At 69.4% G+C, this 22,715-nt stretch carries 24 protein-coding genes, 3 tRNA genes and 1 pseudogene; 12 read left to right on the top strand and 16 right to left on the bottom strand.

From position 1 onward, the window contains the following. Positions 1 to 191 precede the first annotated feature (191 nt). The 5 genes from QC180_RS01625 to QC180_RS01605 form a co-directional block, all read right to left on the bottom strand. The gene (locus QC180_RS01625) at positions 192 to 728 is read right to left on the bottom strand and encodes a hypothetical protein (RefSeq protein WP_278260735.1); all 537 of its coding nucleotides are present in this window, start codon (positions 726 to 728) and stop codon (positions 192 to 194) included. Between the two features lie 63 nt (positions 729 to 791). Then, positions 792 to 1,850 carry a galactofuranosyltransferase GlfT1 gene (gene glfT1, locus QC180_RS01620; RefSeq protein WP_278260734.1) on the bottom strand — a complete coding sequence of 353 codons (1,059 nt, stop codon included), beginning with the start codon at positions 1,848 to 1,850 and terminating at the stop codon, positions 792 to 794. Then, on the bottom strand, positions 1,847 to 2,659 hold the full coding sequence (wzt, locus tag QC180_RS01615) for a galactan export ABC transporter ATP-binding subunit Wzt/RfbE (protein WP_278260733.1): 813 nt from the start codon (positions 2,657 to 2,659) through the stop codon (positions 1,847 to 1,849). The genes glfT1 and wzt overlap by 4 nt, the downstream gene beginning before the upstream one ends. Before the next feature lie 13 nt (positions 2,660 to 2,672). Then, positions 2,673 to 3,500, bottom strand: a complete 828-nt coding sequence (gene wzm / locus QC180_RS01610; RefSeq protein WP_278261177.1) for a galactan export ABC transporter permease subunit Wzm/RfbD — start codon at positions 3,498 to 3,500, stop codon at positions 2,673 to 2,675. A gap of 200 nt (positions 3,501 to 3,700) precedes the next feature. Beyond that, the gene (locus QC180_RS01605) at positions 3,701 to 4,282 is read right to left on the bottom strand and encodes a bacterial proteasome activator family protein (RefSeq protein ID WP_278260732.1); all 582 of its coding nucleotides are present in this window, start codon (positions 4,280 to 4,282) and stop codon (positions 3,701 to 3,703) included. A gap of 86 nt (positions 4,283 to 4,368) precedes the next feature. On the opposite strand from QC180_RS01605, the gene QC180_RS01600 reads away from it, so the two are divergent. After that, positions 4,369 to 5,571, top strand: a complete 1,203-nt coding sequence (locus tag QC180_RS01600) for a cysteine desulfurase-like protein (RefSeq protein ID WP_278260731.1) — start codon at positions 4,369 to 4,371, stop codon at positions 5,569 to 5,571. An 18-nt stretch (positions 5,572 to 5,589) separates the two neighbouring features. Here the strand turns inward: QC180_RS01600 and QC180_RS01595 are convergent, their stop codons facing one another. Further along, entirely contained in the window at positions 5,590 to 6,591 is a 1,002-nt protein-coding gene (locus QC180_RS01595) for an NAD(P)H-quinone oxidoreductase (RefSeq protein ID WP_278260730.1), read from the bottom strand. A gap of 97 nt (positions 6,592 to 6,688) precedes the next feature. Between QC180_RS01595 and QC180_RS01590 the strand changes: the two genes are divergently transcribed. Next, positions 6,689 to 6,778: transfer RNA gene (locus QC180_RS01590), tRNA-Ser, on the top strand. Here QC180_RS01590 and QC180_RS01585 read toward each other — a convergent pair. Then, positions 6,757 to 6,930, bottom strand: a pseudogene (locus QC180_RS01585) (winged helix-turn-helix transcriptional regulator); the annotation flags it as partial. The gene QC180_RS01590 and the pseudogene QC180_RS01585 sit on opposite strands and share 22 nt — an antisense overlap. A gap of 28 nt (positions 6,931 to 6,958) precedes the next feature. Here QC180_RS01585 and QC180_RS01580 point away from each other — a divergent pair. After that, a complete protein-coding gene (locus QC180_RS01580; protein WP_278260729.1) occupies positions 6,959 to 7,264 on the top strand; it encodes an NmrA family NAD(P)-binding protein in 306 nt (101 codons plus the stop codon). Then, positions 7,218 to 7,529: a Rossmann-fold NAD(P)-binding domain-containing protein gene (locus QC180_RS01575; protein WP_278260728.1), complete on the top strand. Its 312-nt coding sequence runs from the start codon at positions 7,218 to 7,220 to the stop codon at positions 7,527 to 7,529. Before QC180_RS01580 ends, QC180_RS01575 begins: the two co-directional genes overlap by 47 nt. Here QC180_RS01575 and QC180_RS01570 read toward each other — a convergent pair. The 4 genes from QC180_RS01570 to hisC form a co-directional block, all read right to left on the bottom strand. Further along, a complete protein-coding gene (locus QC180_RS01570) occupies positions 7,522 to 7,893 on the bottom strand; it encodes a nuclear transport factor 2 family protein (protein WP_278260727.1) in 372 nt (123 codons plus the stop codon). The genes QC180_RS01575 and QC180_RS01570 overlap by 8 nt on opposite strands. A 144-nt stretch (positions 7,894 to 8,037) precedes the next feature. After that, on the bottom strand, positions 8,038 to 8,799 hold the full coding sequence (locus QC180_RS01565) for a PRC and DUF2382 domain-containing protein (protein WP_278260726.1): 762 nt from the start codon (positions 8,797 to 8,799) through the stop codon (positions 8,038 to 8,040). Positions 8,800 to 8,964: 165 nt separating this feature from the next. Continuing rightward, positions 8,965 to 10,071, bottom strand: a complete 1,107-nt coding sequence (locus QC180_RS01560; RefSeq protein ID WP_278261176.1) for a nitric oxide synthase oxygenase — start codon at positions 10,069 to 10,071, stop codon at positions 8,965 to 8,967. Between the two features lie 268 nt (positions 10,072 to 10,339). Beyond that, positions 10,340 to 11,416, bottom strand: coding sequence for a histidinol-phosphate transaminase (gene hisC / locus QC180_RS01555; RefSeq protein WP_278260725.1), 1,077 nt, complete (start codon positions 11,414 to 11,416; stop codon positions 10,340 to 10,342). Between the two features lie 89 nt (positions 11,417 to 11,505). Here hisC and QC180_RS01550 point away from each other — a divergent pair, with 89 nt between their 5' ends. From QC180_RS01550 to QC180_RS01535, 4 genes are all read left to right on the top strand, one after another. Then, positions 11,506 to 12,243, top strand: coding sequence for a dienelactone hydrolase family protein (locus QC180_RS01550; protein WP_278260724.1), 738 nt, complete (start codon positions 11,506 to 11,508; stop codon positions 12,241 to 12,243). Between the two features lie 93 nt (positions 12,244 to 12,336). Beyond that, a tRNA-Ser gene (locus QC180_RS01545) sits at positions 12,337 to 12,426 on the top strand. Positions 12,427 to 12,466: 40 nt separating this feature from the next. Then, positions 12,467 to 12,539 (top strand) — tRNA-Arg (locus tag QC180_RS01540). A 68-nt stretch (positions 12,540 to 12,607) separates the two neighbouring features. Continuing rightward, positions 12,608 to 13,213, top strand: coding sequence for a transglutaminase-like domain-containing protein (locus tag QC180_RS01535; protein WP_278260723.1), 606 nt, complete (start codon positions 12,608 to 12,610; stop codon positions 13,211 to 13,213). A 10-nt stretch (positions 13,214 to 13,223) separates the two neighbouring features. On the opposite strand, the gene QC180_RS01530 is transcribed toward QC180_RS01535, so the two are convergent. Both QC180_RS01530 and QC180_RS01525 read right to left on the bottom strand, forming a co-directional pair. Then, a complete protein-coding gene (locus QC180_RS01530; RefSeq protein WP_278260722.1) occupies positions 13,224 to 13,949 on the bottom strand; it encodes a maleylpyruvate isomerase family mycothiol-dependent enzyme in 726 nt (241 codons plus the stop codon). Between the two features lie 132 nt (positions 13,950 to 14,081). Then, a complete protein-coding gene (locus tag QC180_RS01525; RefSeq protein ID WP_278260721.1) occupies positions 14,082 to 14,477 on the bottom strand; it encodes a RidA family protein in 396 nt (131 codons plus the stop codon). An 85-nt stretch (positions 14,478 to 14,562) separates the two neighbouring features. Between QC180_RS01525 and QC180_RS01520 the strand changes: the two genes are divergently transcribed. Beyond that, a complete protein-coding gene (locus QC180_RS01520) occupies positions 14,563 to 16,143 on the top strand; it encodes an esterase-like activity of phytase family protein (RefSeq protein ID WP_278260720.1) in 1,581 nt (526 codons plus the stop codon). On the opposite strand, the gene QC180_RS01515 is transcribed toward QC180_RS01520, so the two are convergent. Then, positions 16,136 to 16,816 (bottom strand): DUF998 domain-containing protein, encoded by a 681-nt coding sequence (locus QC180_RS01515; RefSeq protein ID WP_278260719.1) that lies wholly within the window; start codon positions 16,814 to 16,816, stop codon positions 16,136 to 16,138. The two genes, QC180_RS01520 and QC180_RS01515, sit on opposite strands and share 8 nt — an antisense overlap. A 142-nt stretch (positions 16,817 to 16,958) precedes the next feature. Between QC180_RS01515 and QC180_RS01510 the strand changes: the two genes are divergently transcribed. Next, positions 16,959 to 17,084, top strand: coding sequence for a hypothetical protein (locus tag QC180_RS01510; protein ID WP_278260718.1), 126 nt, complete (start codon positions 16,959 to 16,961; stop codon positions 17,082 to 17,084). Between the two features lie 51 nt (positions 17,085 to 17,135). Here the strand turns inward: QC180_RS01510 and QC180_RS01505 are convergent, their stop codons facing one another. After that, positions 17,136 to 17,624 (bottom strand): very short patch repair endonuclease, encoded by a 489-nt coding sequence (locus QC180_RS01505; protein ID WP_474646372.1) that lies wholly within the window; start codon positions 17,622 to 17,624, stop codon positions 17,136 to 17,138. Next, on the bottom strand, positions 17,621 to 18,754 hold the full coding sequence (locus QC180_RS01500) for a DNA cytosine methyltransferase (protein ID WP_278261175.1): 1,134 nt from the start codon (positions 18,752 to 18,754) through the stop codon (positions 17,621 to 17,623). Before QC180_RS01500 ends, QC180_RS01505 begins: the two co-directional genes overlap by 4 nt. 342 nt (positions 18,755 to 19,096) lie before the next feature. Here QC180_RS01500 and QC180_RS01495 point away from each other — a divergent pair, with 342 nt between their 5' ends. Together QC180_RS01495 and QC180_RS01490 are read left to right on the top strand one after the other, a co-directional pair. After that, positions 19,097 to 20,848: an ABC transporter ATP-binding protein gene (locus QC180_RS01495; RefSeq protein ID WP_278260717.1), complete on the top strand. Its 1,752-nt coding sequence runs from the start codon at positions 19,097 to 19,099 to the stop codon at positions 20,846 to 20,848. Continuing rightward, a complete protein-coding gene (locus QC180_RS01490; RefSeq protein WP_278260716.1) occupies positions 20,845 to 22,692 on the top strand; it encodes an ABC transporter ATP-binding protein in 1,848 nt (615 codons plus the stop codon). The genes QC180_RS01495 and QC180_RS01490 overlap by 4 nt, the downstream gene beginning before the upstream one ends. Positions 22,693 to 22,715: the final 23 nt, after the last annotated feature.

The following is a 22,715-nucleotide window of genomic DNA, read 5'->3' as shown; positions in this document are numbered from 1 at the left end:
GTCGGAGCCGAGCCCGACGGCGGGCTCAGCGAGAAGAGTTGGAGGGGAAGTCCACGGCGGTGCGCACGGCGCACCTGGGCACGGCAATCCTCACCACGGACATCCACCTCCTCGTCTCGCTCGCTGGTTCCCTCACTCTGCCTCACCCGCGCAGACCCCCGCAACCTGTTTTTCGGGGGCGCGCCGACGGACTACGGGACGAAGACCTCGGCGGTCTGCGGCAGGTTGGGCTTGTCGGTGCGGGCGGCGATGGAGACCCGGCCGGGTCCGGTGTTCACGACGACATCCTGGATCGGGTAGGTGCTGGTGTTGCCCGCCGGGATGAAGCGGGTCAGCGAGCCGGTGGCGCCGTTGTCCAGGTTCTTCCAGTCGATGACCAGGTTCACATCGCACGCCAGCAGGGTGGGCGCCCAGTTGCCGAGGGGGGAGAAGCCCTGCGAGACGATCAGCGCGATGCTGTGCGTGGCGCCGGGTGCCACGCTCGGCGAGGTGAGCGGACCGTCGAACGCGGTCCCCGCGACGTTGAGGATCGAGGCGCAGATGCCGTTGCCCACGCTCAACACCGGCGCGGTGCGCACCTCGTTCATCACGCAGCTGCGCGGGCCCACATTGGACCAGCCCAGCTGGCAGGGGTCCTCGGCGTGCGCGGTACCCGGTGCTGCCAGGCACAGCGCGGCACCGGTGAGCACGGTAGCGGCGGCGGACGCGAAACCCTTAGTGAAAGTCACGTTTCGAATCGTAGGACGAACGGTCCGTCATACCTAGTAGGAATGACCCCCGATTTCTGGGGGCTAGTCCGGTTTGCCGAACTGTTCGTTGCGGCCCAGCGACCGCAGCCGGAACCATTCCTTGAGACCGGCCGGGTCGCGGCGGGTCACCAGGAAGAACCAGGAGAACCGGATCCATTCCTGCGGCAGCAGCTTGCGCATACCGGGCTGGGCCATCAGGTAGCCGCGATTGCGGTAAGTGAAGTAGCGCTTGACCGGGTCGTCCGGGTACTGGGTGTGCATCCGCCCGCCCAGGATCGGCTTGAACTCCTCGGCGCCGTTGGGGTGCAGGTAGGCGGTCTGCAGACAGGTGCCGAACGGCAGACCCGAGCGCACCAGGCGACGATGCACCTCGACCTCGTCACCGCGCACGAACAGCCGCAGATCCGGCACACCGATCAGGTCGACGGCCTTGGCCGAGATCAGCGCGCCGTTGAACAGCGAGGCGATGCCGGGCAGGAAATCCTCGTCGCCGAGCTCCGAGCGCAGCCGTCGCCACACCACGCCGCGCCGCAGCGGGAAGGCCAGGCGGTCGGGTTCGTCGATATCGCAGACCACCGGCGAGACCTCGACCAGATTGTGCCTGCGGGCGCAGTCGATGAGGGTGGCCAGCACCTCGGAGCCGTCGGGGCGGCCGTCGTCGTCGGCCAGCCAGACCCAGTCCGCGCCGAGGGTGAGCGCGTGCAACATGCCCAGCGCGAAGCCGCCCGCGCCGCCCAGATTGTGCCGCGAACCCAGGTAGGTGGCCTCGATCGGCTGCTGGGCCACCAGCTCGGCGACCTCGTCCTCGTTGGCGTTGTCGACGACGATCAGATGGTCGACCGGGCGTGACTGCGAGGCCAGCACCTTCAGCGATTCGGCCAGCAGCTCACGGCGCTTGTGCGTGACGACCACCGCCACGACGCGCGCGGACGGGCCGGTGTCGGTGCTCAGATCGGCCGGTTCCGCGCCCGGGGGCAGCTCGGCGTCGTCGGGCAGCACCGCCGCGGGCTCGACCGGTGCCGTCGTGGCCTCCAGCCGGTCGGTCATGCTGAACCCGCCCGGAACGCTCGGCTGGTCCGCACCCGTCTGTTGCCCGCTCATGCCGTGTTCAATTCCTTCTCGGTCTCCAGTTCACGCAGCACCTGTGCCACGTGATTACCCGCCTCGGGACCCTCGTACGCTCGCACAACTTCCTCGATCCCGCCGTGCAAGCGGATCTGCCCGTGGTCGACCCACATGGCGGTGTCGCAGAGCTGGGCCAGGAATTCGTTGGAGTGGCTGGCGAAGACCAGGATGCCCGAGCGCGCCACCAGCGACTGCAGCCGCGTGCGCGCCTTCTTCATGAACTCCGCGTCGACCGCGCCGATGCCCTCGTCGAGCAGCAGGATCTCCGGGTCGATCGAGGTCACCACGCCCATGGCCAGGCGCACGCGCATGCCGGTGGAGTAGGTGCGCAGCGGCATCGACAGGTACTCGCCGAGCTCGGTGAAGTCGGCGATCTCGTCGATCTTGGCCAGCATCTGCTTGCGGGTCTGTCCGAGGAACAGGCCGCGGATGATGATGTTCTCGTAGCCGGAGATCTCCGGGTCCATGCCGACGCCGAGGTCGAAGACCGGGGCCACCCGACCGCGGATGCGCGCGCTGCCCCGCGAGGGCTCGTAGATGCCCGACAGCAGCCGCAGCAGCGTCGACTTGCCCGCGCCGTTGTGGCCGACCAGGCCCACCCGGTCGCCTTCCTTCAACGACATGGTGATGTCGCGCAGCGCCTCGACCACGACCACATCCGAGCTGTTGCGCCCGATCGCGCCACCGGCCTTGCCCAGGAACGCCTTCTTCAGCGACCGCGACTTGGCGTCGAAGATGGGGAACTCGACCCACGCCTGCTGGGTTTCGATACTCACACGGCTCATCGCCTGATAGCTCCTAAACCCAGTACGGGACGCGGGCACGGTACTGCTTCATCGCCACGATGGCGACGATCCAGCCGACCACGGTGATCGCGCCGACGATGGCCCAGTGCCGCCATTCCGACGGCTCGCCGAGCAGCGGCGCGCGCACGATCTCCAGGTAGTGGAAGGTGGGCACGATCTCGATCAGTTTGGCCCGGTCGCTCATCCCGCCGACCGAGTTCTCCAGCGCCTTGGTCGACCACATCACCGGGGTCAGCACGAACAGCATCAGCGTCATCGAGCCCAGGATCGGGGCGATGTCGCGGTAGCGGGTGGAGAAGATGCCGAACACGATCGACACCCACATGGCATTGAGGAACAGCAGCACGATCGCGGGGATCACCAGCAGCACCGAGGCGTCCAGATCGCGCCAGATCGAGAACGCCAGCAGCAGCACCGCGTAGATCGCGGCATTGTGGATGAAGAACAGGAATTGCCGCCAGACCAGGCGATACACGTGCACGCTCAGCGCCGAGGGCAGCTGTTTGATCAGGCCCTCGTTGGCGATGAACACATCGGAACCCTCGAGGATCGACGCGCTGATGACATTCCAGACGATCAGGCCGACGGTCACATACGGCAGGTACTCGCTGATCGGCTGATCCAGCAGCGTCGAATACAGCAGACCCATGGCCAGCGCCTGTAGACCGGTCGCGATGGTGATCCAGAACGGGCCGAGCACCGAGCGGCGGTAGCGCTGCTTGATGTCCTGCCAGCCCAGTGACAGCCACAGCTCGCGCTGGCCGAAGCCCTCGCGCATGTCTCGGAAGGCCCGCTTGAAGGTCTGCGAGTCCGACACCATCGGCGTCGCCTCGAGTAGGGGCGCGTCGGCGGTCGCCTCGGCCTCGGCGGCCGCGGCCACGTCGGCCTCGGTCACCGGGGAGTTGTCGTCAGAATGCACGGAGCTCTCTTCGGGACGAGCGGAAGCGGCGGCGGGCACGGTCCCCGACCTTACAGGGTTGGACCTGCGCTGGTGCCGGGTGTGCGGAGGCCGACCAGGGCCTAGAGATACTGTCCCCCGCCCACGTGCCCGGTGGCCTTGGGATCGGCCGCGTGCATCCCGGGTGGCAATGCCCCCTGACGCATCTGCTCGAGCTGGGCGCGCGCGGCCATCTGCTGGGCGAACAGCGCGGTCTGGATGCCGTGGAACAGGCCCTCGAGCCAGCCGACCAGCTGGGCCTGGGCGATCCGCAGCTCGGCGTCGGAGGGCACCGACTCGTCGGTGAAGGGCAGGGTCAGCCGTTCCAGTTCCTCGCGCAGCTCGGGGGCCAGGCCCTGCTCGAGTTCGCGCACCGAGGAGGTGTGGATCTCCTTGAGCCGCGAGCGGCTGGCGTCGTCGAGCGGAGCCGCGCGCACCTCCTCGAGCAGCTGCTTGATCATGGTGCCGATGCGCATCACCTTGGCGGGCTGCTCGACCATGTCGGCCAGCGATTCCTCGGGCGCCTCGTCGGCGGGCTTCTCGTCGTCGGTGACGACCTGCCCGGTGTAGGCGGCCGCACCGTCGGAGTCGGCGGGCACCGTGACCGGACGCCCGTCCGGGCCGATCACGACGATGGATTCGGGGACATCCTCCGAGTGCGTCATGTCCCCATCATTGCGTGTGTGTCGGGTTCGCGCTAAAACCCCCACGCGGTTACATCGCGACGCCCGCTGCCCTTAAAGTGGCCACCATGACTTATGACGTCGCGAGGGTTCGGGGCCTGATACCGTCCCTGGGCGACGGCTGGATCCATCTGGACCCGCAGGCGGGGATGCTGGTTCCCGATTCGGTATCTCGTGCCGTCTCAACGGGTTTCCGCACCTCCTCGTTTTCCCACATCGGCCGCCACGGCGCGGCCACGCGCAGTGGCGCCATTCTCGACGCCGCTCGGGAGGCGGTCGCCGATCTGGTCGGTGGAGATCCGGCTGGCGTCGTGCTCGGACCCGACCGCGCGGTACTGCTGGCCTGGCTGGCGGAATCGCTGAGTTCGCGCCTGGGCCTCGGCACCGGCATCGTGCTCTCCCGCCTGGACGACGAGGCCAATGTCGCGCCCTGGCTGCGCATCGCCAACCGCTACGGCGCGCACGTGCGCTGGGCCGAGGTGGAGATCGAGACCTGCGAGATGCCGTCGTGGCAGTTCGAGGAACTGATCGGCCCCACCGCGCGGCTGGTCGCGCTCACCGCCGCGTCCCCGATCGTGGGCTCGGCGCCCGCGGTGCGGGTGGCGGCCGACCGCGTGCACGACGTGGGCGGCCTGCTGGTCGCCGACGCGTTCGGTGCCGCGCCCTACGCGCTGATCGATATCGACGACCTCAACGCCGACGTGGTGGCGCTGAGCGCGCCGTCCTGGGGCGGTCCGCAGGTGGGCGCGCTGGTCTTCCGCGATCCGGCCTTCCTCGACCGCATCCCGTCGATGTCGCTCAACCCCTATGCCAAGGGCGCTGAACGCCTCGAGGTGGGCGGGCACCAGTACGCCCTGTTGGCCGGGCTCACCGAGTCGATCGACTTCCTCGCCGGACTCGACGACCGCGCCACCGGCACCCGCCGCGAACGGCTCGAGGTCTCCATCACCTCGCTGCAGGACTACCACGATCAGCTCTTCGACCATCTCATGCAGGTCCTGGAGAAGGTCGAGAACCTGACCGTCATCGGGCGGGCCTCCACCCGCATCCCGACCGTCAGTTTCACGATGGCCGGGATGCAGGCCGAGAAGGTGGCCGCCAAGCTGGCCGACGCCAGGATCGGCACGGTCAGCGGGGTGCACGGCGGCAGCCGTCTGCTCGACGCGCTCGGGGTCAACGACGAGGGTGGCGCTGTCACCATCGGCCTGGCGCCCTACACCACCCGCTACGAGATCGACCAGCTCGGCCGCGCGCTGAGTGCGCTGGAATAGCTGAGCGCGCTGGAATAGCTACTCGCGCACCCGCAGCACCACCTTGCCGAAGGTGCTCGACTCGTCGAGCATCTCGTGTGCCCTGGCCGCCTCGGTGATCGGCAGCTCGGCATGGATCACCGGCACCACCTCGCCCGCGGCCACCAGCGGCCACAGCTCGGCGCGCACCGCCGCCACCACCTCGGCCTTGCTGCCCACACCGACCCGCGGCCTGCCGCGCAGGTTCGTCGCCTGCACCGTGCCCCACTTGCGCAGCAGCACACCGAGATCGAGCTCGCCGGTGACCCCGCCCTGCATGCCGATCACGACCAACTGCCCGTACGGCGCCAGCGCCTCGACATTGCGCCGCAGATAGGCCGCGCCCATGTTGTCGAGGATCACGTCGGCCCCGGCCCCTCCGCCGGGCGCGGGCTGGGCCGCCATCTCGGCGACGAAATTTTGGGTCCGGTAGTTGATCAGCAGCTCGGCGCCGAGCTCGGCGCACCGGGCCAGCTTCTCGTCCGAACCCGCCGTCACCGCGACGCGCGCGCCCAGCCGCCGCGCCACCTGGATGGCGTGCGTCCCGATCCCGCCGCCACCGCCGTGGATCAGCACCAGCTGACCGGCCCGCAGCCCCGCGGTGAGCACGAGATTCGACCACACCGTCGCCGCCACCTCGGGCAGCCCCGCCGCCGCGACCAGATCGAGCCCGTCGGGCACCGGCAGCAGCTGGGTCGCGGGCACCGCCACCCGCTCGGCGTACCCGCCGCCACTGAGCAGCGCGCACACCCGATCCCCCACCCGCCAGTCGCGCACCCCTTCCCCGAGCTGCGCGATCGTCCCCGAACACTCCAGCCCCAGCACCGAGCTGGCGTCGGCGGGCGGGTGATAGAACCCTCGCCGCTGCAACACATCCGCCCGGTTCACCCCCGCGGCCACCACCTCGACCAGCACCTCACCGGGCCCCGGCTCCGGATCGACGGTCACGGTCCACTCCATCACCTCGGGCCCACCGAACCCGTCCAACTCGATTGCGCGCATACGCCGATCCTTCCCCGCCCAGCGCCCCACCGCGAGTACCCCCCGCCCGCGCCGCCGCAAAACCGGTTTGCGACGATCCGCTACGATTCCTCACCAGGGAGACGTGGCAGAGCGGCCGAATGCACTCGCCTTGAAAGCGAGCGTGGCGTAAAAACCACCGGGGGTTCAAATCCCTCCGTCTCCGCCACCGCCGAAGCGCACGATCTCCTCGGCCCTGCTCTCCACCCACGCCAGCAGGCCCTGCAACTGCCCGGCCACCTCCTGCCCCGTCGGCGTCAGCGCGTAGGTCACCCGCGGCGGACTCGTCGGCTCCACCGTCCGCTCGAGCAGCCCGTATCCGCGTAAGCTCCGTTCCTACCGTCGGCGCATGGTCGACAACAACATCCTGGTGATCGGGGCGACCGGTCACGTCAGCGGTCAGGTGGCCGCGCAACTGTCCGCGCATCCGGGGCGGGTGCGCGCGCTGGCCCGCGATCCCCGTGCGGCCGCGCTACCCGGAATCGACGTGGTGCGAGGCGATCTGACCGCACCGGACATCCTGCACCGGGCCCTCGACGGTATCGACGCGGTCTCTCTCACCTGGCCGATGCTCTCGGCCGAGATCGCGGACGCGGTGGTCGCCGCGATTGCCGTGCGCGCCCTCACCACCGACGGCCACGCGGGCGCGCTATGACCTCACCGGCTCGGCCACGCTGCGTCGCGTCGACCAGGTCGCCGCGCTCGGCGCCGCTCTCGGCCGCCCGCTGACCTGGACCGAGGTCGACCCCGACGAGGCGCTGGACCACATGACCTGGCTCGCCCCCGACATCGCCCGCATCGTGCTGGCCGGTCTCGTCGATGCCCCCGGCCTGCCGAACACGACGATCCGGGAGGTCACCGGCGCCGCGCCGCGCAGCTATCAGCGCTGGGCCGCCGACCACGTGGCCGATTTCAGCTGACCTCGTCCCAGGCCTGGATCGAGGTCTGGTCGACGATGCGGCCGTCGCGCAGATCGGCCATGGAGTGCACCAGGACGCGGGTGCCGTCAGGGTAGCGGCAGGATTCGACGAAGGCGATGTGGTCGCCGTCGGTCAGCAGACTCTCCAGCTTGTGGGTCATCTCGCGGGCGCACACGTCGTCGAACATCGCGCCGATCGCCGCGCGGCCGTGCAGCACGCGGGGGTGGCTGGGCTGGTCGTGGTGGTCGACCATGCGGATCTCGGCGTCGTCGCCGTAGAGCGTCAGCAGGGTGGTGGCGTCGCGGCCCTCGATGCCGCGGCGCAGCGCGTCGGCATCGAATCCCGGAGTTGATGCGGTGCTCATCTGAGGTCTCCTCGCTCGTCGTCAGCGAGCCGGACCACGCCGATTCGGCCCGTCACCAGCGACATTACGCCCGCCGCCGCCGCGACGGAACGGGCAGGCAGCCGCCCACCGGATCGGTGGGCGGCTGCCACGGCGCGGACCGGATCAGGACCGGTCGCGCCGTCGATCGTCCTCGATACCCTCGGTCTCCACCTGTTCCTTACGGACGGTGCCGCTCACCGTGCGCTCCTCGTCGACCTCGTCGACCGCCAGGCGCACCCGCTCCACCGGGACCGCCTCGGTGTCGACCCGCACCCGATCGGCGTGCAGGACCACCTCGCGTTCCTCCTCGCTGATCTCGGGCCTGCGCCCGGTGTCCCGGTCGGTGATCGGCTCGCGTTCCACGTGCACTTCCTCGTGGCTGACCGGCACCCGCACGTTCTGTTCCTCGGTCACGACGTACTTGCGCAACCGGGCGGTGCCGACCTCCTCGCTCTCGGTGGCGACCTGCAACTGCTCCTCGGAGCGGATCATCTCGGGATCGCCGTGGGTCAGCGGTTCGTCGTCACCGGGGCGGATCGGCTGACGGCCGTAGGTGTTCCAGCCCGCCGCGCGCGGGTCGACGTGATAGTGCTGGAACAGCTCCTGCTCGGACTCGGCGCTGATCCATCCGCCCTCGTCGCGATGCGGCGCGGACTTCACCGTTTCCTTGTCGACGTGCAGGCGTAGCGAGCCGTCGTCGGCGCGATGCTCGGCCCCGGCCAGCGGCACCAGCGAATCGCTGGAGAACAGGCCGGTGGACACGGCCGCCCAGGTCGGCGAGCCGGTGGCGTTGTCGATGTAGACCTGCTTGACCTTGCCGATCTTCTCGCCCCGCTCGTCGTACGCGGTGGCGCCGATCAGCGAATCCAATGTCGCTCTGGTCATGATCGAACCTCCTACCTGTGCGGGCCGGGCCACCCGGTGAGGTGGTGACGGCGCCGCTGTGTTGTGGTGATCGGTTGCGTGCAGCGCCCGGGGTACTCCAGGTCAGCTACTCCGAGGCAAATACCCGAGCCGGTTCACCACAAACACGCCAGGTCAGCGCCGTGTTCAGGCCTCGCGCTTGACGAAGTTCGGGCGCACGTCCAGGTCCGGCTCGTCGTAGTAGCGGTGGAAGGTGGGGGTCAGGCCCGAGGAGATCGGCGGGTTCACCCAACTCCAGTCGGTCGGGCAGCGGCGGCCCGCGGCCTCCTCGCGCTGGACGTGGTCGCAGAACTGCTTGGCGACGGTGTGATGGTCGACCATGTGCACCCCGGCGGCACGGAAACTGTGCAGCACGGCGTGATTGAGCTCGATCAGCGCCTTGTCGCGCCACAGCGTGCGCACCGAGGAGGTATCCAGACCCATCAGATCGGCGATCAGCGGGAGCATGTTGTAGCGGTCGGTGTCGCTGAGATTGCGCGCGCCGATCTCGGTGCCCACATACCAGCCGTTGAACGGGGCGAACGGATAGGTGATGCCACCGATGTCGAGATCCATGTTCGAGACCGCGGGCAACGCATGCCATTTCAGACCGAGCGAAGCGAACCAGGGATGGTCCGGATGGACCAGCTCGACCTCGCGGACCAGCTCGCGCGGCACCTCGAAATACCGCAGTTCCTCGTCGGGCGCGCTGATCAGCACCGGCAGGATGTCGAAGGGCGTGCCCTCGCCACACCAGCCCAGCGCCCGCGCCTGCTCGGTGGCGGCGATATTGGCCGGATCGCCGGTGACCGTCCCGTCCCCGTTGCGGTACCCGGCGTAGCGGATCAATTGACTGCTCACGATGCGGAATTCACCGCGCCCCGGCACCCGCTGCGGCCCGACGGTGACCATCGACTGGATCGCGCCGCCATTGGTCGCCAGACGCAGATGTTCCCAGCACACGTCGGCGAGTTCCCGAGCCGATGTCACCTGTCGCGCGTCGAGGAGTTTGAGCGTGCGCCAGTGTTTGCGGCCGACGCAGCGGGCGTGATTTCGCCAGGCCAATTTCGCGCCGATGAGTATTTCCTCGGCGGTCTGGCGATAGGTGCCGGTTTCCCGCAATTCCGCCAGCGCGCCGAGGCGGCGCTCGGCGGGCAGGTGGGCGAGTTCGGGGTAGCGGAAGAACTCGTCGCAGTCGCGTAGCCTGCGCTCCAGGTCGACGTCCGGTTCGGTGAAAGCGGTTGGCGCGGTGATCGTTTCGCAGACAAGCGGGCGCGAGCGTTGGTTCACGGGACATCTCCGGTCGGGCAGCGGGGTGCGGGGCCGTGCGGGCGGACCCGGGCTGCGTCGACGAAGCTGCCGGGTAACACTCCACCCGGCCGGTGCGCGTTCCGGCGACAGCCTCGTCGCCGGTGCCCGAATTCGCTGCGCGCCAGCCTATTGCGGGTGTGCTGGCGGTGTGCTCGAATTCGCCGTAATCACACCGTGACTGGCTGTCAAGGGCCGATGACCGTGCGCCGGACTAACGGAATCGCGCGGCATTCTCCGGTGCCGTGGCGAAAGCGAGGAACAGTTCGTTCTCGTGCGGATCGCCGATCGTCACGCGCACCCCGTCCCCGGCGAACGGCCGCACCAGCACCCCGGCCGCGGCACTGGCCTCGGCGAAGTCGAGGCTGCGCGCGCCCAGCGGCAGCCAGACGAAATTGGCCTCGCTCGGCGGCACCTCGTAGCCCGCGGCCAGCAGCGCCGCGCGCACCTCCTGGCGCTGCGTCACCAGCACGTCGGTCCGGTCGAGCAGCTCGCCGCGCGCCTCCAGCGAGGCGATGGCCGCGGCCTGGGCGAGCTTGTTCACGCTGAACGGGATGTGCACCTTCAGCAGCGCGGTGATCACCTCCGGATCGCCCACCGCGTAACCCACCCGCAGTCCGGCCAGACCATAGGCCTTCGAGAAGGTCCGCAGCACCACCACGTTGGGCCGGGTGCGGGCGATCTCGACGCCGTCGGGATGGGTTTCGGGCGTCAGCCGCAGGTACTCGTAGTACGCCTCGTCGAGCACCACCAGCACGTGCGCGGGCACCCGGTCCAGGAACCGTTCCAGCTCGGCGCGGCCGTGCGCGGTGCCGGTGGGGTTGTTCGGATTGCAGACGAAGATCAGCTTGGTGCGCTCGGTGACCGCCTCGGCCATCGCGTCCAGATCGTGCAGATGCCCCTCGGCCAGCGGCACCGGCACCGCGGTGGCGTTGCCCACCTGGGTGACGATCGGGTACGCCTCGAACGAGCGCCAGGCGAAGACCACCTCGTCGGTCGGCGCGTCACAGGTGATCTGCACCAGTTCCTGGCACAGCGCCACACTGCCACACCCCACGGCCACATTCGCCACGGTCACCCCGAGGAAGTCCGCCAGCGCGCCGCGCAGCTCGGTGACCTGGTTGTCCGGGTAGCGATTGGCCTGCTCGGCGGCCTCCGCGATCGCCTTGGCAGCGCTGGGCAGCGGCCCGAAGGTCGTCTCGTTGGACGCGAGCTTCACCGCGTCGGGGTGGTTACGACCCGGGACATAGGCCGGGATGGTGGCGAGATCGGGCCGGATATGCGCTGACACACCTCCACCCTACGATGCGCGCCCGACTCGACGCGCGGCGCGGCGGCGCAGACCTACCCAACCGCCGTTTCGCCGCCTACGCTGGGTTTATGCCGGGCACTTACGACGACGTCGCCCCGCTACGGCCGGTGCAGGTCTCCGGCGAGGCGGGCGGTGTGGACACGGTGGAATCCGCGACGCGCACCGCCGTGCCCATCACCGTGGTCGAGCCCGAACGCACGGCCCGCGGCGGGATCGTCGTCCTGCACGAATCGCGCGAGTTCCCGCCGCAGCTGTTCGAGCTGATGCGCTCACTGGCCTTCGAAGGCTGGATCGTCGTCGCCCCGCACCTGCTCGACCGTCTCCCCGACGACGACATCCACGACGTCTTCGGCGAGGAACTCTTCGACGATTTCGACGCGGGCTTCGACTGGCTCACCCGCCGGGGCGTCTTCCCCGACACCATCGGCGTGCTCGGCTTCGACACCGCGGGCACCGCCGCCTTCCTCGTCGCCACCACCCGCCCCATCGGCGCCGCGGTGAGCGTCGCTGCCCCCGGCATCACCGAACCCCTACCCGGCCAGGACGCCGCCCTCGCCGAGATCGCCCCCGACCTCCAGGCCCCCTGGCTCGGCCTGTTCGGCGACGACGACCCCGCCACCCCTCCCGAGGCCGTCGACCGCCTCCGCGAGTCCGCCGCCCGCGCCCCTGTGGCCAGTCTCACCATCACCTATCCCGGCCTGAGTCACCGCGCCGATCGCCCCGACCCCGACGACGACGCCGCCACCGAGATCCGCATCGACTCCCAGACCCGTATCTACGACTGGTTCGACAGCAATTTACGCTGATTGACCAGGCGTTTTGGACTACTTCACCGCCTCGTGTAATCTTCATTCCCGGCGGTTCGAGAAGAACCGGTGCCCTCGAAAGAGAAGGCTCCAGGAGGCGTGCCAGAGCGGCCGAATGGGACTCACTGCTAATGAGTTGTCCCTTCACGGGGACCGGAGGTTCAAATCCTCTCGCCTCCGCCACACCCGGTCCGCCGGGTAACAACTGAACAAGCACCACCATGCGCCCGTAGCTCAACGGATAGAGCACTTGACTACGGATCAAGAGGTTAGGGGTTCGAATCCCTTCGGGCGCACAACAATCCGCCTCCTACCGGCTCCCCGGTAGGAGGCGGGTTTCGTTTCCGGTCCGATAATTGTCAGCGTGACCGACCACCCTCTCCTGGCTCCTGAACTGCCTCCGGCGGCGTACCTCGCGGGCGACTCGATCGTCCAGATCGATGACCCAGAGGTGCTCGCGCTCGCGGATGACCTCCGGCGGGGAGCGCAGGATGACAGCGGGTTCGCGAAGGTGGCGTTCGAGTGGGTGCGGGACGAAGTCGGGCACTCATACGACGCGCGGGATTCCCGGGTGACGTTGACCGCCGGGGAGGTACTGCGGGAGCGGGTTGGGCTCTGTTATGCGAAGTCTCATCTGCTTGCCGCGCTGCTGCGGTCGGCGGGCATACCGACCGGGCTCTGCTATCAGCGTCTCGCGCACGGTGACGGGTTCGTGCTGCACGGGTTGGTCGCGGTCCATCTGGGGGATGGATGGCATCGGCAGGATCCGCGGGGCAACAAGGAGGGGGTTGCGGCGGAGTTCTCGTTGACCGGAGAGCGGTTGGCGTGGCCGGTCGATCCCGGGCTCGGTGAGGTCGACTATCCGCACATGTTCGTCTCCCCGGCGGCGTCGGTCGTCGCCGCTCTTCGGAGCACGACCGATGTGCTGTCGATCTATGACAGCGGTCTGCCGTCTGCGCTGGACGGCTGACGCGCGGTCGCTATTTCCAGGCGGGGAGTGGGGGGAGGGGGCCGGTGAGGTCTTGGCCGGGGGAGCGGCCGAGGAGCCAGGCCAGGAGGGCGTGGGAGGGGCCGATGATGGTGTGGTTCGGGCGGCCGGGGCCGAGGGTGGCGATGAAGTCGGTGTCGGTGGCCTGGAGGTCGAAGGTGGGGGTGGCCTCGGGGTCGAGTTTGGTCGCGAGGTCGATGACGGTTTCGGGGAGCAGGCGCGAGACGAAGGGGGCGGGCCAGTCGGCGGGGGTGTAGCCGGTGCCGAGGTCGACGTGGTGGATCTCGGTCTCGCGCAGGCGCATCCAGGGGATCTGGTCGGCGGTGAGGGTGCCGCCCTGGCGGTTGCGGACCTCGGCCAGCCAGTCCGCTGACGGCATGGTGGTGGCGACGGCCTGCCAGCGGTGTGCGGACGCGGCGAAGTCGGCGTGCTGCACCTCCAGGGTCCGCGGTGCGCCCGCCTCGATGTCGGCGTCGCGCAGGGCGCCGCTGGCGTACTGCGGGATCTCGATGCCGGTGCGCGCCCACAGCAACAGGTTCAGCAGGCTGTCGGCATTGCGGGCCATGTGCGCCAGCACGTGACCGCGAGTCCAGCCGGGTAACCGCGACGGTTCGGCCAGCGCGACCTCGGTGAGCGTGCCGATCGTGGTGTCGAAGCGCGCGGTGGACGCGGCGACCTGATCGAGCAGGTCGGTGGGAGTTGCCGTTTCGCTGGTCACGGGATCGAGCGTAGTGGGCGCCGCCCGCCCGCACCGCCGATCTCGGCCGCCTGTGGATAACTCCGAACCTGTGGATAACTGGGGATATTTCGGCCTTCGCGCCGATCGGCCGGAGCGGCCGCGTGTGACGATTCAGTCAGCGACGATCGCGTCCGCCTCGATCTCGATCAGGAGTTCGGGGGCGATCAAGGCAGATACCTCGTACATGGCGGCGGCGGGCCGGATCGCACCGAACACCTCGGCGTGGGCGGCGGCGACCTCGGGCCAGCGGGCGATATCGGTGACGAACAGGCGGGTACGGACCACGTCCCGCAGGCTCGCCCCGGCCTGCTCGAGCGCGGTGGCGATACGGATCAGGACCTCCCGGGTCTGCGCTCCGATGTCGTCACCGCCGACCGCCCCACCACCGGGGATCGCGGCCGTGGTGCCGCTGACGACGACATGAGCGCCCACGCGCACCGCCCTGGAGTACCCCACGACATCTTCGAAATCGGAGGAAGAAGAGATGTTCACCCGACTTGTGGTCATGACAGCCAGAATGATCCACCGGCTGCTGGAAGACAATTCACGCGCTGGTCGCCTGCCGGACGATTCACCACGGTACGCAGGGGAAGTGAACGCACGACCAGGTCTACGCCTCTTCCCCCTCACCGCCGCCCTCTGCGCCGCGGCCGCCCTCGCGGCAGGCTGCTCGACGCCGAGCTCGTCGGGTTTCACCGCGAGCAAGGACCAGCCATTGGTCCTCTCGCTCGACGACCTGGTCGCCGCCGCCGACACCAGCGCGGTGCTCGGCGTGCGCGTGGAACCCGAGCACGGCTCGGTGACCCGGCGCGGCGACGGCGCCTACGTCTACATACCGAACGCGGGCTACACCGGCACCGACCAGTTCGAGGTCACCACCACCGACGCGGTGCGGCTCTACACCACCGATATCCCCGCGCTCGGCGAATACGGCGGCGCCACCGTGCAGGGCAGCGGCTACGGCTCGGCCTGGACGCCGGTGCCGGGCAGCACCGACGAGTTCTACGGCCTCACCGACCGCGGCCCGAATGTCGACGGCCCCGGCAAGAACGAGAAGCTCGCGCCGACACCGAGTTTCGTGCCGAAGATCGGCCGCTTCAAGCTGGTCGACAACCGTGCCGAACTGCAGTCGAGCATCGACCTGCGCAATGCCGCTGGCGTGCCGTTCAACGGCCAGGTCGATGTCGCCGCCGACACCGGCGAGACCATCAAGGACCTCCAGGGCGCCGTACTGCCCGCCACCGACCACGGGCTCGATCCGGAAGGCCTGGTGGCGCTGGCCGACGGCACCTTCTGGGTCTCCGACGAATACGGCCCGTTCCTGGTGCATTTCGACGCGCAGGGCAAGGAGATCGAGCGGCTGGCGCCGGGTGCGGGGCTGCCCCAGGAGATCTCGCTGCGCAGCCCCAACCAGGGCATGGAGGGCCTGACCATCACTCCCGACGGGAGCACACTGGTCGGCATCGTGCAGAGCGCGATCAAGACCCCGGGACTGGAGGGCTCGGCCAAGGAGGTACCGATCGCGCGCATTGTCACCGTGGACCTGAAGACCAAGGCGCAGAAGGAATTCCTGTATCCGTTGCAGGACCCGAAGCAGACCAAGGTCGCGGTCTCGGAGATCACCGCGCTGAGCGCCACGACCTTCCTGGTCGACGAGCGTGACGGCAATCTCGCGCCGAAGTCGGACAAGAAGATCTGGACCGTCGACATCTCCGGCGCCACCGACGTCGGCCCGCAGTCGAGCCTGCCGGGCGCGACCTACGACGCCGCCAAGGGCGGTCTGCTGATCGACGGCAAGCCGATCGAGACCCTGGTCGGGGTCGTCCCGACCGCGGACGCCGTGGCGGCGCTGCGCAAGGCGGGCATCACGCCGGTCGCGAAGACGGGCAACCTCGACCTGTCGGCCTTACTGGTCTCCCTCGACGACAAGGGCCGCTTCTTCGGCCACGACAAGATCGAGGGCATCGCCACCCTCGACGGCGGCAAGACGATCTACATCGCCAACGACAGCGACTTCGGGCTGGCCGCGAGCACCGGCGAGCAGCCGCCGTTCGGGCTGAAGCCCAAGACGCTGCCCGACGGGGTGCAGGACACCGGCGAGGTACTCGCGGTCGACACGACCAAACTGCCCGCGAAGGTCGAGGGCTACACGGTGAAGATCACCGTCAAGTAGTCCACTCGCGCGCCTCGACCAGCACGGCGGCGGCCAGCGCGAGCAGCCACAGCGACATCGCGCCGACCTGGATGCGCTGGGCGATCCCGAGGGCGTAGGAGCCGGACAGGTTGTCGGCCAACAGCATCCAGATGGTGGCCGCGGAGCCGACGACGAGTACGACCACACCGAACTCGCGCAGGATCGCCCAGCGGTGATAGCGGTAGGCGGCGCCGCTGAACGCGAACGCCGCCACCGCGATCGAGGTCACCGCCAGCGTGCTGGTGAGCGCGTGCGGCTGGTGCAGCTGCGGGAACAGCCCGCTGTCGCCGCCGCACGCGCTCACCGCCGGATCGCAGTCGTGCAGGGGCAGCATGGCGTCGGCGATGGTCGAGGCGCCGAAGCACAGCAGGGCGAGCCAGCCTGTCGTAGTGAGTGCACGGCGCCGGAAGACCAGCAGGCCGCCGAGCGCGGCGGGGATGAGCAGCAGCCCGACGAGCTTGTCGGCGGTGGCGAACACCTCGCGGTAGGGCTTGCCGTCGGCGTCGAGCTCGCTGAGGAAGGTGTTCACCGGATCGACGTGGATCGGGAGGACGAACTCGAGCACCCAGGACGAGTAGCACAGGCCCGCGACGGCGATCGCGAGCGCGATCAGCAGGGCAGGCACGCGGGAGAACCGGGCGAGTTCGGTCACATCGACCATTGTGCTGTTCGCGTCGAACAGGCACGATCAGGCGCGGCGGGGTTGTGAGGCATGGTTGCCGCGCCGCGCGCACAGGTTGCTGTCAGGTTCGCCGGGCAGGGTGGTGGAGGACAACGAACCGGGAGGTCTTCGAATGAGCTATGTGATCGCTATGGCGAGTACCGCCACGATCCTGGCGATGGCGGTGTCCGGCTATCTCGCCACCCAGGCGCGCAAGGCGCCGGTGCGCGTGCGAGTTCGTTCCGACGCACGACGCTGAGCGTCGTCGCGTCCGCCCGCGCGCGTTCGGATCGCCGCGGGTAGATCGCTTCTATCCGGATCGACCTCGCGCGCGGACGAGCGCGCCGATCTGTTCGGCCGCCGCGTGCGGGTCCTCGTGTTCCCAGACGCGCACCACCTGCCAGCCCGCCGCCGTCAGCGCGGCGTCGGTGGCCCGGTCGCGGGCCACATTGCCCGCCAGCTTGTCGGCCCACCACTGGGCGTTGTTCTTCGGGCTCGTCGCGTGCTGCGGGCAGCGATGCCAGAAGCAGCCGTCCACGTACACCGCGATCCGCAAGCGCGGAAACACCACGTCCGCGCGGCGGCGCTGGCCTTTGATCGGTGACCGGTCGACGAAGTAGCGCAGCCCGGCGCGATGCAACTCGCGCCGCAGTGCCAGTTCCGGCCCGGTATCGGCGCGTCGCTGTCGAGCCATCCGCGCGCTGGTCGCGGCATCCGTCGTCGGCCGGTTCGTGGCCCCGGCGGCAGGCGGTTGTCCGGCGGCCGCGGACGGCGGGGGCTCCTGCCCGCGTGCGGTCACGCGGCCCAACCACCCATGCGGTCGAGGTGGTCGCGGACGTCGTCGAGGAAGCCCGGTGGGAAACGCAGGCTGCCCATGGATGTGCGGCGGAGGAAGCCCGCGGTGGCGCGGGGGGAGAGCAGGCGGGACTCGGTGAGGAAGTTCTTCAGGTCCTCATAGGGCTCGTGGACCGGCCAGGTGGAGACCGGCACCCGGTGGACGACGCCCGCGTGGCCCCAGGCCGCGGTCGGCCACGGTTCGCCGGGGCGTAGCGGTTCGCCGTCGGTGAGCAGGGGGAGTGGGGCGGCCAGGCGTTCGCCGACCCAGTTCGCCATGCGCACGCTCACCGCGTTGCCGACCAGCTTCCAGCGGTGGCCGTGCCGGACGCCGGGGACGTCGAGGGCGGGAGCGGTCCAGTCGGCGGCGAAACCCTGGAGTCGCTCACCGTCGACGATGCCCGGGGTGACGATCTCGCCCGCGGGCAGCCGCACCGCCGGTGGGCTGGCGATGCCGAGGCCGGACCCGCCCTTGAGGGTGGGCACCGCGTTGACCGCCCAGCCGAGGCCGCGCACGCCCTCGGTCCAGTAGAAGCCGCAGGGGTCGCGGTCGGGATCGCCGTAGTCGCGGGGGCCCGCGTCGTCGCCGAAGAGCACCTGGCGGGGGTCTTCGGTGCGCGAGGCCAGCATCAGCACCCGCTGCCTGCGCTGGGGCAGTCCGAACGCGCGGCCGTCGACGACGCGGTAGGCCCAGGTGTAGCCGAGTTCCTCGAGCGCGCCGGTGATGTGGCGCATGGCCGCGCCGCGGCCGAGTTGGAGCATGAAGGGGACGTTCTCGATCAGCAGCCAGCGCGGTCCGCGCTTGCGCCGGACCAGCCGGAACACCTCGTCGACCAGGCCGGAGCGGCGGCCGGTGATGCCCGCGGTGCGTCCGGCCTGGGACAGGTCCTGGCAGGGGAACCCCGCCGCGACCAGCTCGGTGTTCGCGGGCAGCGAGCGTAATCGGGTGATGTCGCCGTGCAGCGGGACATCGGGGAAGCGGGCGGCGAGCACGCCCTGGGCGCCGGGGTCGATCTCGCAGAGTAACTCGGTAGCCCAGCCGTTTCCGGCGAGGCCGAGTTCGAGCCCGCCGATACCGGCGAACAGCCCGACCATCCGAGTCAACGACCCTCCTGTGTTTCGTCAGCGCCGCGCGCTGGTCAGCGACCCGCTCTCGCTCCGCGGCGAATTGTATCGGCCCACGCGAAGGCGGCTTCGGGCGCGAACGCGAGCTCCGACCGACCGGCGGAAAATCAGTGGCCGGGGGCGGGTCCACGATGGGACTCTGGATGGATCGAACTTGTCGGACCCCGGTGCGAACATCACTGGGCGTGACGTTGGCGGAAACATCCATCCACCGGACATCGAGGGGGAACCTTGTCTGTCACATTGGACCTGGCGGCAGCCGAATCGGAGGCCGACAGATCGCAGCCGTCGACACAGCCACCGCGCGGGGGAATGCGGTCGCTGCGGCGGTTCCTGCCCTACCTGCGCCCGTACCGGGTGCCACTGATCGCCGCCAATGTCCTGGCCATCCTGGCCACCAGCACGGCCATCCTCATCCCGTTGCTGATCGCGAAGGTGATCGACGGACCGATCGCGCACCGCGACTTCGCCGGTCTGCTGTGGCCGGTCGCGCTGGTCTTCGCCCTCGGCGCGCTCGAATCGTTCGGTATGTGGGGCCGACGGTGGCTGGTGTCCAAGCCCTCCACGCTGTTCGAGATCGCCATGCGCGCCAAGCTGTTCACCCAGCTGCAGGCGCTCTCCATCGGCAGACATGATGGCTGGCAGTCCGGTCAGCTGCTCTCCCGCGCGGTCGACGACATGAGCGTCATCCGCCGGTTCGTCGCGTTCGCCGGTCCGTTCCTCGTCGTGCACCTGGTGCTGCTGCCGACCGGGCTGTGCGCGCTGTTCGTGATGAATTGGCACGTGGGATTGATCTTCACGGTGGTCTCGCTGCCGCTCACCATCTTCTGCCTGCGGTTCGTGCGGCGCTTCGAGGTGGCCTCGCGGCGCTCGCAGGACCAGTCCGGTGACCTCGCGACCATCGCCCAGGAATCCGCGCAGGGCGTGCGGGTGCTCAAGGCGCTGGGTCGCGGCCGGTTCTTCGGCTCCCGCTTCACGGCACTGTCGCGCGAACTGCAACGCACCGAGCTGGAGAAGGTGCGCCTGGACGCCACGCTGTGGGCGGCCATGGTGACCTTGCCGACCGTCGCCATCGCGATCTCGCTCGGCGTCGGTGGCTACTCGGTGGTGCACGGTTCGATGACGATGGGCACGCTGGTCGCCAGCATCACCCTGGCGACATTCCTGCAGTGGCCGATCATCTGGACCGGCTTCCTGCTCTCGGAGCTGTTCGAGGCGCGCACGGCCGCCGACCGGTTCTGGGAGATCATCGACACCCCGCTCGACATCACCGATCCCGAGCGGCCGGTGGATCTGCCCGCGCGGGTGCGTGGCGAGCTGGTCATCGACGGCGTGCGCTTCGCCTATCCGCGCTCGGGCGACGGGACCGACACCGCGGTGCTGGACGACCTCTCGCTACGGATCCGGCCCGGCGAGACCGTGGCGCTGGTCGGTGCCACCGGCAGTGGCAAAACCGCACTGCTGGAACTGATTCCACGGCTCTACGACGTGGACGCGGGCAGCATCACCATCGACGGCATCGACATCGCCACCCTGCGCCTGGCCGACCTGCGCCGGGTGGTGACGGTGGCCTTCGAGGAACCGGTGCTGTTCTCGGCCAGCGTGCGCGAGAACGTCGCACTGGGCGACCCGCGTGCCACCGACGACGACGTGCGCCAAGCCCTCGACATCGCACAGGCCACCGACTTCGTCGACGAGCTGCCCTGGGGCCTGGACACCAGGATCGGTGAGCAGGGCATGAGTCTGTCCGGTGGCCAGCGGCAGCGGCTGGCCCTGGCCAGGGCGGTGCTCAGCGGCGACAGCGCCGCCGAGCACGGCCGGATCATGGTGCTCGACGACCCGCTCTCCGCGCTGGACGTGGAAACCGAAGAGCGCGTGCAGGACCGGTTGCGCAGCGTGCTGTCCGGCGCGACCACGTTGCTGGTCGCGCATCGGCCCTCGACCGCCGCGCTGGCCGACCGGGTGGCGCTGCTGGCCGACGGACGCATCGTCGCCGAGGGCACGCACGAGAAGCTGCTGCGCGGCAACGCGCGCTACCGCGAGCTGATGGGAGGTGAATCATGACGAGCACGGAAACGACTACGGCGCAGGACGTGCCGGAACGCGAAGCCGACTGGCGTGGCATCGCCAAGGAGGACGACGCGGTCACCGGCACCGGAAACCTGGTGCTGGCCGGGCGTTCCCGGCGCCTGCTGCTCGACCTGGTGCGGCCCTACCGCAACCAGGCGCTGCTCACCTTCGTGCTGATCCTGCTCGACAACGCGGCCAAGGTCTCGCTGCCGCTGTTCATCGCCTACGGCCTCGACCACGGCATCAGCGCCGGTCGACAGGGTGATTGGACACCGCTGATCGCGACGGTGGCCGGGTTCGTCGCGGTCACCCTCACCTCGGGTGTCACCACGTTCTGTTTCCTGCGGGCCTCGGGCTCGCTGAGTCAGCGGGTGCTGTTCGACCTGCGGGTGCGCGCGTTCCGGCACACCCAGCGGCTGAGTGTGTCGTTCCACGAGAGCTACACCTCGGGCAAGGTCGTCACCCGGCTCACCAGCGATATCGAAACCCTCCAGGAACTGCTCGAGGGCGCGCTGAATCAGGCCTTCGGCGCGATCCTGTCGGTGGTCACCATCGCGGTGCTGCTGGTCTGGCTCGATCCCATGCTGGCCTCGATCGTGCTGCTCGGGTTCGTGCCGCTGGTGCTGGTGACCCGGTGGGCGCAGCGGCGTCAGCGGGCGGGTTACCGGCGTACGCGCGGGGCGATCGCCCGGGTGATCGTGCAGTTCGTCGAGGCGATGAGCGGCATGCGGGCGGTGCAGGCATTCCGGCGCGAAGGGCGCAACCAGGAGGTGCTCGCCGCCGAGGACAGCGAGTATCAGCGGGCCACCACCACCGCGATCCGCGGCATGGGCGACTACGTGGGCCTGTCGAACTTCATCGGCAAGCTGACCACTGTCATCGTGCTGTTGGTCGGTGCCTGGCAGGTGATGGAGGGCAATCTCGCCCTCGGCGTGCTCGCGGCCTATCTGCTCTACCTCGACCAGTTCTACGGTCCGCTCGACGAGCTCGCCCAGGTGTTCAACTCCTATCAGTCCGCCGCGGCGGCACTGGAGAAGATCTCCGGCGTGCTCGAGGAGGAACCGTCGGTGGCCGAACCCGACGATCCGGTGGCGCTGTTGGAGGCGCGGGGCGAGGTGCGGATGGACCACGTCTGGTTCGGCTACCAGGACACCCGCGTGTTACCGGAGTTCGAGCTGGACATCCCGGCGGGCCAAGTGGTGGCGCTGGTGGGCGCGACGGGCGCGGGCAAGTCGACGCTGGCCAAGCTGCTCACCCGGTTCTACGACCCGAGCGGCGGCACCGTCAGCCTGGATGGGGTCGACCTGCGCAGGCTCACCGACGCGGACCTGCGCAGGCACATCGTGATGGTCACCCAGGAGGCGTACCTGTTCTCCGGGACCATCGCCGACAACATCCGTCTCGGCAGGCCCGACGCGTCCGATGCCGAGGTGCGCGCGGCCGCCACGGCGGTGGGCCTGGACCGGTTCGTGGCCTCGCTGCCCGACGGCTACGACACCGACGTGCGCACCCGCGGCGGCAGGCTCTCGGCCGGTCAGCGGCAGTTGGTGGCCTTCGCGCGGGTGTTCCTTGCCGATCCGGCCGTGATCGTGCTCGACGAGGCCACCTCCAGCCTGGACATCCCGGGCGAGCGGCTGGTCCAGCACGCGCTCGAGACGCTGCTGCGCGACCGAACCGCCGTGATCATCGCCCATCGGCTCTCCACCGTGGCGATCGCCGACCGGGTGCTGGTGCTCGACGCGGGCCGCATCGTGGAGGACGGCGCCCCGGCCGAGCTGATCGCCGGACAGGGCCGATTCGCCGGTCTCCATGCCGCCTGGCGGGATTCGCTGGTGTGATGCGCCCGTGTTGCCCGTGTTGT

Origin of the sequence: Nocardia anocheti (assembly GCF_029675105.1) — a bacterium.
GTDB lineage: Bacteria > Actinomycetota > Actinomycetes > Mycobacteriales > Mycobacteriaceae > Nocardia.
The sequence above is the reverse complement of the archived record's forward strand: the minus strand, read 5'-3'. Positions and strand labels throughout refer to the sequence as shown.